The 16,576-nt window shown below is 47.7% G+C and carries 12 protein-coding genes and 1 riboswitch; of the genes, 2 read left to right on the forward strand and 10 right to left on the reverse strand.

Annotation, left to right across the window (positions count from 1 at the left end; all coding sequences use genetic code 11):
- Nucleotides 1-6 precede the first annotated feature (6 nt).
- From AC58QD_RS18855 to AC58QD_RS18900, 10 genes are all read right to left on the reverse strand, one after another.
- Nucleotides 7-1,737, reverse strand: coding sequence for a sugar phosphorylase (locus tag AC58QD_RS18855; protein ID WP_497336056.1), 1,731 nt, complete (start codon nucleotides 1,735-1,737; stop codon nucleotides 7-9).
- 112 nt (nucleotides 1,738-1,849) lie between these two features.
- The gene (locus AC58QD_RS18860; protein WP_497336058.1) at nucleotides 1,850-3,034 is read right to left on the reverse strand and encodes a CdaR family transcriptional regulator; all 1,185 of its coding nucleotides are present in this window, start codon (nucleotides 3,032-3,034) and stop codon (nucleotides 1,850-1,852) included.
- A gap of 502 nt (nucleotides 3,035-3,536) precedes the next feature.
- Nucleotides 3,537-4,490: an ROK family protein gene (locus AC58QD_RS18865; protein WP_497336060.1), complete on the reverse strand. Its 954-nt coding sequence runs from the start codon at nucleotides 4,488-4,490 to the stop codon at nucleotides 3,537-3,539.
- Between the two features lie 109 nt (nucleotides 4,491-4,599).
- Nucleotides 4,600-5,511, reverse strand: a complete 912-nt coding sequence (murQ, locus tag AC58QD_RS18870) for an N-acetylmuramic acid 6-phosphate etherase (protein ID WP_497336062.1) — start codon at nucleotides 5,509-5,511, stop codon at nucleotides 4,600-4,602.
- Between the two features lie 164 nt (nucleotides 5,512-5,675).
- Nucleotides 5,676-6,500 carry a copper amine oxidase N-terminal domain-containing protein gene (locus tag AC58QD_RS18875; protein ID WP_497336064.1) on the reverse strand — a complete coding sequence of 275 codons (825 nt, stop codon included), beginning with the start codon at nucleotides 6,498-6,500 and terminating at the stop codon, nucleotides 5,676-5,678.
- 101 nt (nucleotides 6,501-6,601) lie between these two features.
- Nucleotides 6,602-7,519, reverse strand: a complete 918-nt coding sequence (locus tag AC58QD_RS18880; RefSeq protein WP_497336066.1) for a DMT family transporter — start codon at nucleotides 7,517-7,519, stop codon at nucleotides 6,602-6,604.
- A gap of 128 nt (nucleotides 7,520-7,647) precedes the next feature.
- The gene (locus AC58QD_RS18885; RefSeq protein ID WP_497336068.1) at nucleotides 7,648-8,574 is read right to left on the reverse strand and encodes a LysR family transcriptional regulator; all 927 of its coding nucleotides are present in this window, start codon (nucleotides 8,572-8,574) and stop codon (nucleotides 7,648-7,650) included.
- 87 nt (nucleotides 8,575-8,661) lie between these two features.
- Nucleotides 8,662-9,777: an alanine dehydrogenase gene (ald, locus tag AC58QD_RS18890; RefSeq protein ID WP_497336070.1), complete on the reverse strand. Its 1,116-nt coding sequence runs from the start codon at nucleotides 9,775-9,777 to the stop codon at nucleotides 8,662-8,664.
- A gap of 232 nt (nucleotides 9,778-10,009) precedes the next feature.
- Nucleotides 10,010-12,520: a hypothetical protein gene (locus tag AC58QD_RS18895; RefSeq protein ID WP_497336072.1), complete on the reverse strand. Its 2,511-nt coding sequence runs from the start codon at nucleotides 12,518-12,520 to the stop codon at nucleotides 10,010-10,012.
- Nucleotides 12,521-12,602: 82 nt separating this feature from the next.
- Nucleotides 12,603-12,686, reverse strand: a riboswitch (cyclic di-GMP riboswitch).
- A gap of 103 nt (nucleotides 12,687-12,789) precedes the next feature.
- Nucleotides 12,790-15,264: a S1C family serine protease gene (locus AC58QD_RS18900; protein ID WP_497336074.1), complete on the reverse strand. Its 2,475-nt coding sequence runs from the start codon at nucleotides 15,262-15,264 to the stop codon at nucleotides 12,790-12,792.
- 216 nt (nucleotides 15,265-15,480) lie between these two features.
- On the opposite strand from AC58QD_RS18900, the gene AC58QD_RS18905 reads away from it, so the two are divergent.
- Together AC58QD_RS18905 and AC58QD_RS18910 are read left to right on the forward strand one after the other, a co-directional pair.
- A complete protein-coding gene (locus tag AC58QD_RS18905) occupies nucleotides 15,481-15,969 on the forward strand; it encodes a nucleoside deaminase (protein WP_497336076.1) in 489 nt (162 codons plus the stop codon).
- A 228-nt stretch (nucleotides 15,970-16,197) separates the two neighbouring features.
- Nucleotides 16,198-16,524, forward strand: a complete 327-nt coding sequence (locus AC58QD_RS18910; protein WP_497336078.1) for a hypothetical protein — start codon at nucleotides 16,198-16,200, stop codon at nucleotides 16,522-16,524.
- Nucleotides 16,525-16,576 lie beyond the last annotated feature (52 nt).

Below are 16,576 nucleotides of genomic sequence, written 5' to 3' on the forward strand. Positions count from 1 at the left end.
TTTTGTTTATTGATATTTGATCCACATGACTTGATAAGGTTGAACGGTCAACTCCAGCGAATCTTCGATTTCGAATGTTTCACCCGAAACCAAGTCCACTACCGTCTCTCCTGCCTTCCAGCCCATTTGCAGAGCGGAAAACGGCACGCTGACCGATTCGTTGGCCACGTTGACAACTACCATCAGCTGTTCGCCGGCCGACAACGTGCGTTTGATCGTGAAGAGACGCTCGTCGCTCACAACAACGTCTTGTGCAGCATTCGGATGGAAGCACGGTTCGGTAACCCGGAGCTCAATGAGCTTTTGGAGTGCGCCGAACACTTTGTTCCGTAGGGTGCCTTCCTCTTCCAACTGTGCTGCTACTTGTTCGTATTGCAGCTGTTCGCGGTTGATGGACCGGTATCGGCCTGTTGCTTTCACGCCTTCCAGATCGTTTTGCGATCCGAGCAGGCTGTGAATGTAAATCGCGGGCATACCCATGATCGATAAAAGAATGGAACTGGCGGCTGTAAATCGCTTCACTTTCAAATCGTTGGAATCATTGGGCCCGGAAAGAGCGTCCAAGTAGTTAATATTCAACTCGTATGGACTTTTGGTTCCGTCTCCATTATCCCGGTAAGAAACGAATCCGCCCCGTTCACTAACCTTCTCGACCATGGCATTTACTTCGTCCTTCGTCAAAATCCCTTCGACCGGACGAACCCCGATCCCGTCGTGCGAGGCAAGGAAGTTGAAGAAGGTCGTAGTTTCCGTCGTCGGCTCGAGCGACTGCGCCCACTCCAGAAGCTTTCGGCTGTTACCGGTTTGCAGCGAATGCAGCGTAAGCGGCGGTAGCGGAAACTGGTAAACCATGTGCGCTTCATTGAAGCCGTTCCCGAAATAACTGATATTGTCTTTATGAGGAACGTTCGTTTCGGTGATAATGACCATACCCGGTGCCGCCATCTCTAAGACTTGCCGGATCACCTGAACGATCTTATGAGTTTCCTCCAGATGCATGCAAGTTGTGCCGAGCTTTTTCCACATGAAGCCGATGGCGTCCAAACGCAGATAACGTGCTCCGTATGTTGCGTACATGAGAAGTATGTCCAAAATTTCAAGCAGCACCCGTTCGTTGGCAAAATTCAAGTCGATCTGATCCTCGCTGAACGTGGTCCAAATGTGCTTTTTACCTGTAGCCGTATCAAACGGCGTAAGCAGCGGAAGCGCGCGCGGACGAGTTACTTTGCTGTAATCTTCATCAGGATCGGCCTCTACAAAATAACCAACGTATTTCGGATTACCCGCCAAATACTGCTCAAACCAGCTGCTGTGTTGGGAAATATGATTGATTACCCCATCGAACATAAGCTCGAAATCTTTGGACAAGTCCTTAACGTCATTCCAATCTCCCAGTTGCGGATTAACAGCCCGGTAATCGATAACAGAGAACCCGTCGTCCGATGAAAAAGGGTAGAACGGTAAAATGTGTACCGAGGAGAACAAACCCTTGCAGTACTGCTGCAAAAAGTGCCGTAAAGTTTGGAGCGGAGATTGCTCGTTCGCCTGAATAGAATCCCCGTAAGTGATCAACATGACGTCTTTTTCCGATACCCATCGTTTATCCGGTTCAAACACAGGACCGGAGTAATGGGCGATCATGTTCTCTATCTCCTTCATCAGGGCAGGTGCTTTGTCTTTCCCATAAATAAATTCAAGCTTATTCTGGAGATTAGTGTTGGATTCTATCGTTGGCATACGCTTTCACAACCACCTTTAATCTTAGATGTATCTTTATGGTAGCAGGTTGAAGAAAAGCATCATATGGTACTGATACCAACTTTGCACCCCGTATTATGCTCCTATTTTGTTACGTGTAACGACTGTCCGTCTGTTCATGGGCGGACTTTAAGTAAAGGGACAAATACAAGAGCACCGCTTCCTCGAACACTCTCGGATCGTAGCCGGTCGCTTCCTTGATCTTGATCAATCTGTATTGGAGGGTGTTTTTATGAATAAACAGTTTTTCCGCCGTTCTGTTGATAGACTGATTGTTCGCAAAAAACAAGGTCAGTGTTTCAACGATTTCTTCCGGATCGGAAAAGGCCTTCAGGTTTAACGTTTTCTGTACGAAATGGCTACATCGCTCGTTAGGAATCCCATCAAGCAACAGTTCGAGACGCAAGTCTTCATAGAACACAATGTCCGATTCCTTATTCGTTTTGGAATACGTCTCCGCTTTTTCCGATTCCAGGTAAGAGACCGAGATGCCCCGAATGAAGTCGTAGTAACCCCCGATACCGACCTTCACGGCACTTATCGACGATTTGGGAATTTGCCTTAGGATGTACTGGATTTTGCGGGTAACGAATTGTCTCCTCTTCTCTTCACCCGACTCCGGACATGTGACGAGCAAAGCATACTTCATGAAGCCTGTCGGTACGATCAAGTCCTGATCATTGAATTGGATAGCTTCCCTCAAATAACCGGCATATCGGTTCTCCTCCCTCTGCAGATCGAAACCAACAGGTTCCTGTTGGTCGTTATCCTCAACATGAATTCGGATCGTAACGACAACACGGGGTAAATTCACATTGATGCCGAGCAGCCAGGCTCTCGAAGAAAACGCCTTGTCGTCCTTCCATCTGCCTTCCATCCAATCCCGGATCAACACTTCTTTGGATTGATTGACGATCTCGTTCCGCTCATCCACCATTTGCTCTTTGATCAGGATCTCCGTCATTTTGCGAATGACTTCCGCCATTTTCAGAACTTCCGGGTCGTTTCCAGTAATGCCGATGACACCGATGACTCTATTCTCAAAATACACGGGTAAATTAATGCCGGCCTTGGTTCCCTCATATTGATTGTCCTTATCAACCAACAGCTTCTTTTTCGTGCCTAGAACGACGAGAGCCCCTTGATGGACGGTTCCGATTCTGGAGCGGTCCGTGCTTGCTACAATGACCCCTTCCTCGTTCATGAAGTTGATGTTCATGCCGATAATTTCCGACAGCTCTTCTACGATATATTGAGACTTTTTACCTGAGATCATTGTTGTCACCTTCCCTACTCAAGCATGTACAGGTGGAGCTTCGTCTCATGGAAAGCTTACATCACATTATTTGATAAATGAGAGAATATCATCCTCGTATTATTGTAAAAAAGCTCGCTGGATAGTTCCGAGAAGCAATCGGCACCATTCATTTGTACATAAGGAAAAACCTGGCCGATGGCCAGGTCCTTGGTGTTGGATATCAGTTTGGTGTATAGCAGGATGGGAAGGTGGGCTCCGATTGCTGGTTATATGTGCGGAAAAGACCGTTTTAGCTGGGATAGCAAACTTTACTACTGGTTATTTGCCTGGTTTTGAGGGAAATCGGTTCACGAAGCGGAAATAGAGGATAGTCAGATTGGCTAATTAGTGCCTGGGTGATGAAAAAGCCCAAATAGACAGTAGTAACATAGCTTATCTGTCAGCTGTGAGCCACTATTAACGGTATTAGCAAAACAATTAAAAAGGGGAAACCTTCGATTGTACAAAAAAGAGCCGCTCTCTATAGAGTGGCCCCTTCTTGTGCTCTTTGCAGCGCCAGACGGGCGGCTCCGGCAAAACCGGCATGCTCTCCCAATGTAGCCGCTACAATCTTCATATTGTCATAAGCTGGCATGACTTGTCTGGATATGTTGGTACGAATTTGGTCCAACAGGAAATCACCTTGGGCGGTCACTGCGCCCCCAATTACGATTGCTTGCGGGTTAAGCGCATGCACGAGATTAGTAAGCCCTAGTGCTACATACTCTGCATAAAGCTCTATTACGGCCGCAGCACGTTCTTGCCCTTGCTTGGCTTGTTCGAATAAGGTTTTGGCAGAATGTCCGATCGTTGCCAAGTCGATGCCTTGTTCCTCAGCCATCCTCATCAGACCCGTCACGGAAGCGTACTGCTCCCAGCATCCTGTCAGCCCACAATTACAAGCCGCCCCTCCGTGCTGGAGCACCATGTGACCGAATCCGCCACCGTAACCGTCTCGTCCGTAATAGGGACGACCATTAACGACGAGACATCCGCCAACCCCTGTACCTAATGTGATGCAGATGAATTCATCCCATTCGCGCCCCGCCCCAATCCATGCTTCTCCCATGGCAAAGGCATGGGCATCATTGGCAAGCGCAACGGGTAATCCAGTATGGCGCTCCATCTCAGCACGGAGTGGAACGCCTGTCCACCCAGGTAAGTTAGACGTTGCATAACCGATACGTCCCTCACGCGCATTCACATAACCGGCTGTGCCAACTCCAAGTGCTATCGGAGTCCAACCTCGTTCCTTAGCAACCGCACTCTGGCGCTCCGCGATATCGAATAATTTCGATAACCGTGAATCACGTCCTCCTGTCTGCGCTTCAGTAGGCACCGTATCTGTATGCAAAATGTTTCCCTCAGCATCAATAATGCCTGACTTGATGTTCGTGCCTCCAATATCCATTCCGAATATGACCTTCTGCTTCAAGGTGATCCTCCTTCAACTCAAGCTTTGTTCACTAACGGGGTAAGTCCAGGCTGAATCAGTCGAAGTAGAGTCGTCTCTACCCCGATGTACAGACCAGGCACTAATGGGTTCACTCGCTAGCTAGTCTCAGCGCTTCCCGCACAACCCCTTCAGCCCTGTTCAACAGGTCAGCCGCTTGTTCAGCCTGCACACCCGCAATCAGCATCACAATGCTGGTCTTGACATGTCCGTTCGTCTCCGTCATTGCCTGTTCCACTGCCGCGTCATCTGCACCCGTCGCCATACTTACGATGTTCCGTGCTCTCGCTTGCAGCTTGCCGTTGCTAGGCTCCATGTCCACCATCAGGTTGCCAAAGGCTTTGCCCAGCTTGATCATCGAAGCTGTGCTGATCATGTTCAGCACCAGCTTCTGCGCAGTGCCTGCCTTCAGCCGGGTCGAGCCGGTCAGCGCCTCGGGGCCGACAGGCACCTCGATCGCCCAATCGGCGACAGAGCCGATCGCCGAGCCGCGGCTGCAGGCGAGGGCAATCGTCGCGGCGCCGACGGACGCCGCGTACGCAAGCGCGCCGACGACGTACGGCGTGCGCCCGCTTGCGGCGATGCCGACGACCACGTCGGCAGCCGAAAGCTGCCGCTGCCGCAGCTCGGCAGCGCCAAGAGCGGGATCGTCCTCCGCCGATTCGTCGGCGCGATCCCGTGCAACGCCGCCCGCAACGAGTGCTTGCACGAGTTCGGGAGGGGTCCCGAACGTCGGAGGGCACTCATAGGCGTCGAGCATACCAAGACGTCCGCTTGTGCCTGCGCCGACGTAGAAAAGCCGCCCACCGCCGCGCAGAGCTGCGGTTACACGATCGACCGCTTCCGCAATAGCAGGAAGCACAGCAGCTATAGCCCCAGGAACACTGGCATCTTCCGCATTTATCAGGGTGAGCATCTCCAATGTAGTGCTGCTGTCTATTCGTTCCGTACGGGGATTGCGTTGTTCCGTATCCAATCTGCGTATAGGTTGTGGATTCGTCATAGTTACCGTCCTCTCCGAATTGGAGATAATTTCTTAATAATATATCAAAAAAGGAGCATATCTCCATTATAGAGATCACTCCTTGTACTGTAAAGTATTATAAGTGCCCTTACAATCCTACAAAAGCAAAGAGCCCGGGAACCCGGACTCGATTATTATCTGAATTACGAATTGATAATTACGCTTGTTGTCTCAGGCTCCCAATCCACAATAGCCTTCAACGCTTCGCTTATAAAACGAACAGGCACCATCGTACGACCATTCATACGTTCACCTGGGACTTCTAGTATGACTTCCTCACCGTTCACATAAGCTTTAACATCGCCAAGTACCAATTTCACAACAATTCCATCTTTGGTGATCGTTACGGATTTTTCTTCATCGTTCCAGATAACCTCAGCATTTAATGCCTCAGCAATAGCTCTTATAGGCACCAAAGTGTTGCCTTCTTTAATAACGGGTTCCATATCCTCGAATTTCGGTTCAACTCCGTTAACATAAGCCTTCACACCTGTTTTGCCAAGCTTTTCTACAAGCTTACCCAGCTTTTTGTAACTATTGATGTTTTTGGTGTTAGCTTTAACAGCTTCCTTTTGTACCTCTACTGCATCTTCCACATTTCCTTCAGCAGCCAATTGATCCGCAGCTTCTGATAAAACTTCATCGGCATTGACATCAATACCATACTTGCTTTCTAGCAGATTAGCTATGATTTGACCGGCCGGCTTGTCCTTTACATTCTCATACGCTTTTTGCAACCCTTTATACCCATTATGACCGTATGTAGCGTAAGTCACTGAAGTAACCGTATCCCCATCTGACTTTCCTGCTTGCCCATTAACTTTTACTGTTATTTCGGATTGAGATGAACTTCCCGATTGTGAATTTCCTTTGTTTTCTTTATCAGTCGGGGGAGCAGCCATCACAGAAGCAGCGAATACACTTACTGATAAAACAACGGCACTTAATGTCATAGTTATCTTTTTCATAATAATTCCTCCTGAATTTTTAGTGACAGACAACTATTTCGTGGAAAAATATTCTTTTTTGTGGGTACATAAATTAAAAGAGTGCACATTAATTTAGCTCCTCACATACGCTCCACTTCAGCTTCCCGGCTTCCAGCCGATCTCTTAGCCCGCGACCGCATCGTCCAGGCTATTTGCGTAGTGGCCACCAGCACTCCGCCAATGATCAGAATGGAGCCGATCATTTGTGTCCCAGTCACGCCCTTCCCCAATATAAAAAAGCCCAATGTCATAGCAACAAATGGCTGAAGATTCAGGAATACCGCCGCTTTTCCAGCCCCTACCTTCTGCATTTCCCTATTCCACACGAGCCCGCATACGACCTGCATCACTAACGCACATACTATGAGCAAAGCCCAAGCCCACAATTCCGTACTCATCTCATATATGGAATCTCGAACCAGTGCAATCGGCAATAACATTCCGGCGCCTAAGACCGTCCCATAGGATGTTGCAAAAAAAGGATCACGGAACTCCGTGAGCCTACGAGTCAGAATCATCGAGATCGCAAACGACATCATGGCAAACACCATCAAAAGCTCTCCAAGAGAGATATGCAGCGAGCCGCCTGACCCCACCACGAAGAAAACTCCGGTTACCGCCACAACCGAGCCTATCGACATCCGAACGGTCAAACGCTCCTTCAGAAATACAGCAGCCAGCAAACTTACTGCAATAGGAGAAATCGAGATAATAAGCGAGGATGTAGTCGGATCTGCATACTGCAGTCCGATATAGAACGAACTTTGATTAATCAAAGTGAGCAAGCTGATCGGAATCAAGTACTTCCAGTCTCGCTTGGTAGGTTTAACAATTCTGCCTGTCGACCAAGCGAAGCATACGAAAAAACTCGACGTGATCGCAAGCCGAGTTATAGCAAGCAGCATTGGGGGGAACTCACTCACCAGAATAGCGCCAAACACGAAATTACTGCCCCAAACCGTAACACAAAAAACTAACCATGCGTATGAACGCAGCATGTCCAAGTTCCCTCTTCCGCTTCTAATCTTACCGTATCCCACCATCATACATTCGAATGGTTGGGATGGCGAAAGGCTTAATCTGCTTAGAGGAGTGATTCCAGTCGGTTTACCTCACAAACTCGCCCCTATTCTAGTCGGTTCTCACGTTCTTCCACTTCCGGCAATTTGGGCATTTTATTGTGCGCAATCGACTCCAGGAATAGCTTTACAATGCCTTGTATCGGCTTATCCTTCAATGTAATCAGGTCATAGCTGCGATGGATTTCAGCAATCTCTGGAACTGCCACCATGACCAGCTTTCCTGCCTCAACTTCTTTTTTGACGGATAGATGGGGAAGGATGGCTATGCCGGTTCGATTTTTGACCAATTCAATCATAGCTTCTATGCTATCGATTTCCATAAAAGCCTTCGGCTGCAGCCCGCGGCGTACGAACGCCTCTGCAATTAGCTTCCAATCCTCCGTGCCTCTAATGAACATGATCAGCTTTTCCCCGCTCAGCTCGTCAAGTGTTAATCCTTCTCTCCCTGCAAGCGCATGTCCCGGATATACGGTGACCGTCATTGCGTCATCTAACAGGCGAACAGCATGAATATCAGGATGCCGAATCGAGCGAACAATGCCCACATGCGCCTCATGACGCAGGATCATGTCCAACACCTGATGGGAATGGCCCGTCGAGATCGATAGTCGAACCTTGGGGTATCTGCTGCAAAAAGCATACAAATAATCCGGCATCAAATGATTCGCAGCATAAATCGCAGTTCCGATCTGCAGAGAGCCTTCCACCTGATCGTTCAATTGCTGAATGGCAAGTCTCCCCTCCGCCAACTGGTTAATTATCGTTTCCGCATAGGGCAAAAAGGCTTGACCTGCTTCGGTCAGCCTTATACTTTTACCAGCACGCTCGAACAACAGACTGCCAAGCTCGTTCTCCAACTGTTGAATGCGTGAGCTTACGGAAGGTTGAGTTAGAAATAAAAGTTCGCCTGCCCGGCTGAAATTACCTGTGCGAGCTACATACAAATAAGCCTCAATTTGTTGAATGTTCATAGGGGGTTATGGACCTCATCATTTTCTCTCTTTACACTTTCGATTCAATTACCTGAAAATCCTCTATATCAACTTAAAAACTAACTTTTATGCAGGTTGAAGCTCACGATAAGATTGCTGCAGCGAAAGGGAATCGGCCACTGCTCTATGGGTCAAATATCCACCATGCACATTCAACCCCGCTCCGAACAAGCTGTTGCTCCTCAGGGCGTCAAGCCCGTTAGCGGCCAGCTCTAACACATAAGGAAGAGTCACATTCGTAAGCGCCATTGTTGAAGTCCGCGCGACCGCTGCCGGCATATTCGCTACCGCATAATGAATGACTCCATGCTTCTCATATACAGGGTTATCGTGTGTGGTCGCATGATCCACTGTCGCAATAGAGCCCCCCTGATCGACAGCCACATCCACGATAACCGAACCTCGCTCCATACCGCGTACGGTATCCTCATCTATTAGCTTAGGTGCCTTAGAACCGGGTACTAGCACAGCTCCAATGAGCAGGTCCGACTGCACCGCTGCTGCTTGCAAATTCCATGGATGCGCCATCAGTGTCTTGACTCTCCCCTTGAAAAGATCATCCAGCTGTCTGAGACGATCTGCCGATATATCCAGAATCGTTACGTCCATCCCTAAGCCCAATGCCACTCGCGCTGCATTCAGACCGACGATGCCTCCACCCACAACCGATGCTCTAGCAGCGCCAACACCTGGCACTCCTGCTGGCAGAATCCCCTTCCCGCCGACAAAGTTCAACAAATAATAAGCTCCCACTTGAGCCGCCATACGACCTGCAACCTCACTCATCGGTGTGAGCAGAGGCAGCATTCCTGCACGATTCAGCACCGTCTCATAAGCGATTGCGGTCATCCCGCTATGGATAAGTGCATCTGTAAGCTTCGGATCCGCCGCTAAGTGCAAATAGGTGAACAGCATGCTGCCTGCACGGAAGTATTCGTATTCCTGCTCTACAGGCTCCTTCACCTTCAGGATTAGATTCGCTCCATTCCAAACCTCCTGAGGATGGCCGACGATCCTGCAACCCGCAGCGATATAGGCCTCATCATCGAATCCGCTCTTCTCACCCGCACCTTTCTCCACCCAGACCTGGTGACCCGCCTGCGTAAGCATTCTAGCGCCACCTGGAATAAGCGCTACTCTAGCTTCGTTCTTCTTGACTTCTACTGGAACCCCAATAATCATTGTAAGCCCTCCTATGTAACTCTCTCGATCAGTAGCTTATCATTACCCCAAGGTGTATAGCGAATAGATAAATGCCATATCCTGTATGGCTTTTATCTATAGCTTACACGTGCTGGCACCTTCAGGAGAGTAGCGGCGCGGCACGAAAATTTCAGCAACAGCGTATTCGGTCTCCGCAAAGACTTAAGCTTCTAACTAAAAAGACCCCGCTTCGCAGCAGGGTCTCCTTCACTTACAACATCGCCTTCACCAATCCAAGCAGATTATCGAAGGCTTCATAAATTTTCTTTGTCTCTTCCGGGCTGGCTAACAGCTTCTTCAAACGGTCCGGTTCGATATCCATGATCTCTTTGAAGTTATTCTTCACCTTATCCATTAATGTGTTGAACTTATCCACATTCATGGTTGAGCCGTACACATTATTCTTCTTGGCATACTCAACGAACATCTGTTCCAACTCGGGGCTGCTGAACTTCAAGCTTACTTCACGTTTATTCCCGTTACCATCGCTCACATAGAACAAACCTGAACGGTTGCTTCCCGAGAGAGCCTTCAAACTAAATTTGAGTCTGTTATTGCCTGAACCAAATTCAAATTCATAGTTAGGGCGGAACAGATTACGCAGTTTCTTGGAGAATCCTAAATCGGAAGGACTTCCGCTACCAATTCCATTGCCGTTGCCATTGCCATTCCCGTTACCATTTCCATTTCCATTTCCATTACCATTGCCATTGCCATTGCCGTTTCCGTTCCCATTGCCGTTGCCATTACCGTTTCCATTCCCATTGCCATTTCCGTTCCCGTTACCATTGCCATTGCCATTGCCATTGCCTGGACCAGGTATAACTCGATTATTCCAATTTGTTATTTGCTCCTGAATGGAATCCCACAGTTGATCCATCTTCTGCGTAATAACATCCCCAGCTAAAGCACTGTATTTCCGCTGAACTCCAGTCAAGGATTCACTTAATCTGTCACTCAAACCAGAGTTAAATTCTCCTCGGACATTGTTCGTCCATTGTGTCAAATCATTCCGGTAAGCCAGCTTCTCCTGGTCGGAAATCCGGTCAGGATCTTGTTGGATAGCCGCCTTTATTTCATCGAAATAATCTTTCACATCCAACTGCAGCCCTGTACTCCACTCATTAAGGAAGCCCGCCGCCTGTTGATCCCCGGCATTACGGAAGTTAATAGACTCCCCGACAAACTGAGTTAAAGCAGCCTGGACCGTGCTCATGTTACTATCAGCCTGCTGCTGTAAGGTATTGCGGAATCCAGCGGGTCCAGATGCAAGAGCGCTCGCAGCCTGCTGCTTCTGGGTTCCTAACCAGCTAGTGATTTGACCCGTATATCCTTGCTTCTCTTGATCAGAGATGACGTCTGAATCATTGAATATAGCTGCATTAATGGAATCGAGTACATTCGATGAGGAATCGCCTAAGGCATTATCCCATTGATTGAATGATTGACGAGTCTGATCGACCAAAGCGGTGTAGGCACTAACTGCAGATTGGACTGAGGTCCTATATGCATCTTGTAATTCACTTAGCTTATCACCGGATAATTCCAATAAGCTTCCACGAATACCAGTAGGAACATTCTGCAAACGATTAGTAAGCTGGGTCTGATTCGCTGTAGACCAATCCGTTACCCACTTATCGAAATCCTGCAGATCCTGCTGGGATACAACTCCATCCGCATCGGCCGACAATTGCTGATTAACTCGTTGCAATAGATCACTGGTGTTACCGACGTTATTGTTCCACTCTTGATATACTGCACGCGCAACACCTGAAGCTGCCGTATGCGCTGCAACTTCTGCACGAACGTCAACCCATAGATTATCAGCTAGATTATCTAAAGCCTTGTTCGCTCTGCCTAAAAGCCTTTGTGTAATATCCCGTCCTGAATCGCGTAGTTGGTCTGAAAGGTCATCATATTTAGCCTCTATCCAGTCATTCAGTTGAGTCCGAATACCCGATAAGCCGTCTTCACTAATTTCAGTAGGCGATGCATCAATCAAATTCTTCACACTGTCCAGATATTGGCCACCAGCTGATAGCAGGGAATCTCTCCAGTCTCTGAAGATCTGTCTTGCCTCAGAAGAAGGGGTCGGGCGTTCCGGACGATCTGGACGATCTGGACCATCTGGGCCATCTGGATCGTCCGGGCGATCTGGATCGTCTGGTCTGTCTGGTCGATCTGGGCGATCTGGTCGATCTGGTCGATCTGGTCGATCCGGTCTGTCTGGGCGATCTGGTCGATCTGGACGATCTGGACGATCCGGTCTGTCCGGGCGGTCCGGACGATCCGGACGGTCTGGGCGATCTGGACGATCTGGACGATCTGGACGATCCGGACGATTCGGTTTGTCCGGTCTATCCGCTCTGTCTGGACGGTCTGGGCGATTTGGTTTGTTTGGTTTGTCTGGTCTGTCTGGCCGATCCTGACGGTTTGTTTTGTCCGGTCTGTCTGGGCGATCCGGTCGATCTGGTTTGTCTGGTTTGTCTTGTTTTTCCGGCTTGGCCTTCTGAGCTACAGAGGAAGAAAGCGCAGCTGCTGCTGCTGCTGCATTGCGGTGGCTGCTCTTAATGTATACGGCAGCTAATGTATAGTCCGGTTTGGCAATTGGTGGTGTTTGCGGTCCGTGATGTCGCTTAAGCTTCTCCTTTAGCACTCCATGTGAAATCATATTGGCATTAGAAGAAGCTGAAAATGGGGATGACGATGAGGGCAAAATCATTGCGGTTCCTCCTTGAATCAAGTTAAATCATACACGTTACGTAGTTGTCCGGACAAAGAAAAGACCGCCTTTTCAGTCCAGCAAAAAGTACGGTCGGTTGCATCACTGACTCCTCATGTCCCAGATGCCCAATTACAAGACATGAATCATAGTCCCCGATATGTTATTGCTTCTATATTATCACGATCAACCCGGTACTTACCAGCCTATTTTTGGTAAAATAGACCTAAAATAAAAGTTTTACAAAACTATAAAATGGTTCTATTTAACTACTCCTTGATCATAATGGAGTTAGCTGCTGTAGTGCTGCGATTCACATTTTCTTCCGTGCTAACCGCATCATTCATTTTGATCGTGATCGTATATGTTATGTTGTTCCGATTGAATACGTACTCTGTCTGTGTATAAGGGGCTTTCTTCAAGTTATAACGGATGGATACTTTCTTGCCTTCACCTGAATAGGTGGAATCATCAGTAATCTCATACGTAAACTCCTTGTCGTTCTCGTTGCTCTTCTTATGTCCCTCTTCGAGCTTCTTGACAACATCCTCAACAGTCGATTTATCATTTGCTTCTACAGATACCATACCGCCGTAGAAGGTAAAAGCCATCCTTGGACTATCCTTCGTGATAAAATCGCTATAAGAATACCAGGTTTCTGGAATTTGAATGGAATATTTGAACTTCTCATTCGTATATTTGATTGTTTTGTTTTTATCTGTTATGTCATCTTCATCCTGGATAAAACCCAGGTTCGTATTCATATCTTCTTTGTTCACTTTTATAGATTTGATAATTCCTGCGATAAGTTTGGTTACTTCCTCATCATCAGCATCATTCTTGAAGCCTACATTAATCTCGTATTTATACTTGTCCTTGATCAAATAAATTCTTTCTTCAGATTCCCACTCGTCGCCGCCCATCTTCGAAGCCAATCGAACCTTTCTGATCACAACACCGTCTGTAGTAAATTCTTCCCAATCACCGATCTGCCGGTAGTCTGCAACAAACCGATCTTTGAATTGCTGCTCTTCACGGACCGTCCAGTCTGCCAAAGTCTCTCCAGAGGAAGCTGATGTGACATACACTTCTACATGCTGGTCATAATCTTCATTTGAATAAGAAAGCTCGCTGGTATATTCATTTCCTGACCAACCGGAAGGAAGCTCGAAGGATAAGCCGTATTCATTCGTAAATACAGCATCTCCGTCCTTATAAATCGAGATATCCTTAAGTGAGGCATCTTTGGCGTCAAAGCTCAAGGTAAAGCTATCCAACAAATCATTATAGAAATTATGCTTCACCTTGTTCTTGTAATTCTCTTCGTTCTCCACGATCAGAGTTATGTAATAGATTTTGTCACCCTTCAAGAAAGCACGGACTTGGTAATAGTTTTTACTGTTCGATTGGCCTACCAGTTTGGCATATGAGTACGGCTTTTGCTCAATATATCGCTTCTCAAGAACCGAATCATCGAAGTCATTAGTCAACTTGCGCAGCAATCCCTTTACGGATAAATCTTCACTTTGCTCCTCATCAACCGAGATACTGATCATGAACTCCCCTTTGGCATCACCGAAGATCACACGATCCCCTTCATCAGTCTGCATGCTCTTCACAAGCCCGGCGGGATACTTCATCGACCATCCATAATGGCTGTCCCCGATATGAGTTTTGCCTTGGTCATTGTCAATATAAGATCCATCGGAATCCTGCGTCCACTGGGATGCAGACTCTGTATCTTCTTCTAATACTACACTGCGCACGACCGTCTGTCCGTCAGATTGCATCGTGATCCGTATTGTATCATCAGGCAAATATTTCTTCATAAATTCATTATATTCAACTAGTGTTGTAATCGATGATTGATCGATGGATACGATTGCGTCGCCTTGCTTGATACCTGCTTTGGCTGCTGGAGAATCCGGATCGACATAGGAGACCTTAAGACCTTCCTTGGCCGGAAGACCGACTACGGCTTCCCAGCTCTCCTCGAGCTCTATACCCATATAAGGGCGCAACACTTTACCATACTTCTCAAAGTGCTCTAATACGTATTGAACCGTGTTCACCGGAATAGCGAAGCCCATGCTCTCCACAGAATAGTCAACGAACTTCAAGGAATTGATACCAACCACTTTTCCCTGCATATTCACTAACGCTCCACCGCTGTTACCCGGGTTAATTGCCGCATCTGTCTGCAATAATTGATACTTGGACTCAACCGAACGGTCAATGCCGCTAATAATGCCGAGCGTAACGGAGTTGCGTAGCGCGAATGAGATCGGGGTGCCAATCGCCATAACGGTCTCCCCTACTCGAATATCGCTAGGAGCAGCGAAGGTAGCGGTCGGCAACGCGAAGGCTTCAATCTTGATAAGCGCTAGATCGCTTTCCTCGTCGAAATGAGTCGTTTTACCTGGATATGTCTTCCCATCGGAAGTAACTACCACAATATTCTTCATCCCTTTGACAACATGAGCATTCGTAAGAATAACTCCATTAGCCTTCACAATGACACCTGTACCGTGTGCCAGATTGAATCTATCATTCTCTGTTTCCTTATCGTCACTAGGCTTGCCGATAATCGCCACAACGCTTGGAGATACTCTCTCAATAATCTTAGGTATTTCTGAATCTGCACCATAAGCGGCATTTGCTGTAAAGCCGCTTGAAAGTAACCCTGCGAGCAGGCAAATCACTACCATTAAACTTAACTTCCATCCTCGGTTACTCCGCGTCATCTGAACGTTACTTCCTCTCGTTTATGTAAAATGAGTGATATTCTCTCTGAATCTACCATAATATGGGGAAGCAAACAACGTTAATTTTGACACATAAATCAAATGGCTTAATGAGCAGGTTTACAATTAAAACTGGGGTCCTATATTAGAAAAATGACACCTTTTTTGAGCAATTGGCTATGCTAGTAGGAGAAGTTAGAATTAGGAGGCATCTATATGAAAGACATAGATTCGAAATGGATGAAGCAAGCGATGGAATTGGCTTATCATAATGCGGAAAGCGGAAACGGGGGTCCATTCGGCTGTATTGTAGTGAAGGGCGATGCGATTATCGCTCGAGGTGTGAATGCAGTGACCACACTCGGCGACCCGACCGCCCATGCGGAAGTGCAGGCCATACGGGAGGCTTGCAAGCAATTGGGCAGCTTCCAATTGGAGGGCTGCGATATTTATACGAGCTGCGAGCCGTGCCCTATGTGTCTAGGTGCTATATATTGGGCTCGACCTCGGGCTGTGTATTATGGGTACACCCGCGATGAAGCGGCTGCTGTCGGCTTCGATGATTCGTTCATCTACGATGAGATCTCTACACCTGTCGAAGAGCGGCGAATCCCAATGATCCAGGTGAAGCATGAAGACGGCAGACCGGATGCTGAAGGTCCTTTTGCAATGTGGAGCCAGATGGAAGGAAAAGTCGAGTATTAAGCATGTGCCCTGTTTCGAATGTTTAATATGTGTTTATATAAGCATTAAGGGCGAAAGACGTCTATTTGGACCCCCCACAATTCGTCATAGACGTTCGAACAATATAAATACAACGTCCTCTATACGTAAAAGACATCCGTTACTCAGCCCGTAGGTTACCCTACAAAGCAAAGCAAACCGCTAAGCTTTGCAGGGGGATTCAACAATCTGATTAAGGTGGTGTTCGTAATGGAATTGGCGATTGTAGTAATAGTTGCCGCGCTTATCATCGCAGGTCTAGTGATGCGAAGCCGAAATTGGAAGACAATGCTCGCAGGTAACGGAAGTACGGCTGACGAAGTTCATGCCAAATACGCGTATCTGAAAGCGAACCAAGTGAAATGCAAGCTGAAAGCGGAAGAAAGCCCGACAATGGGGGCCGTCCAGGGTGGCGGGGCTTATACGGATGGCACGCAAAACGTAAGATTGAATGTGCATAAGAAGGATATTGATCGAGCGACGGAGCTTCTGGAAGTTTATGATAAGGAAGCCGAGCTCTCGCTGAATGGACTGTAATAGACATGGTGAATAACCTGGCGGAATCCGCCAGGTCATTTTTTTGCGGGTA

It is taken from the genome of Paenibacillus sp. J2R1T-4 (assembly GCF_059692235.1).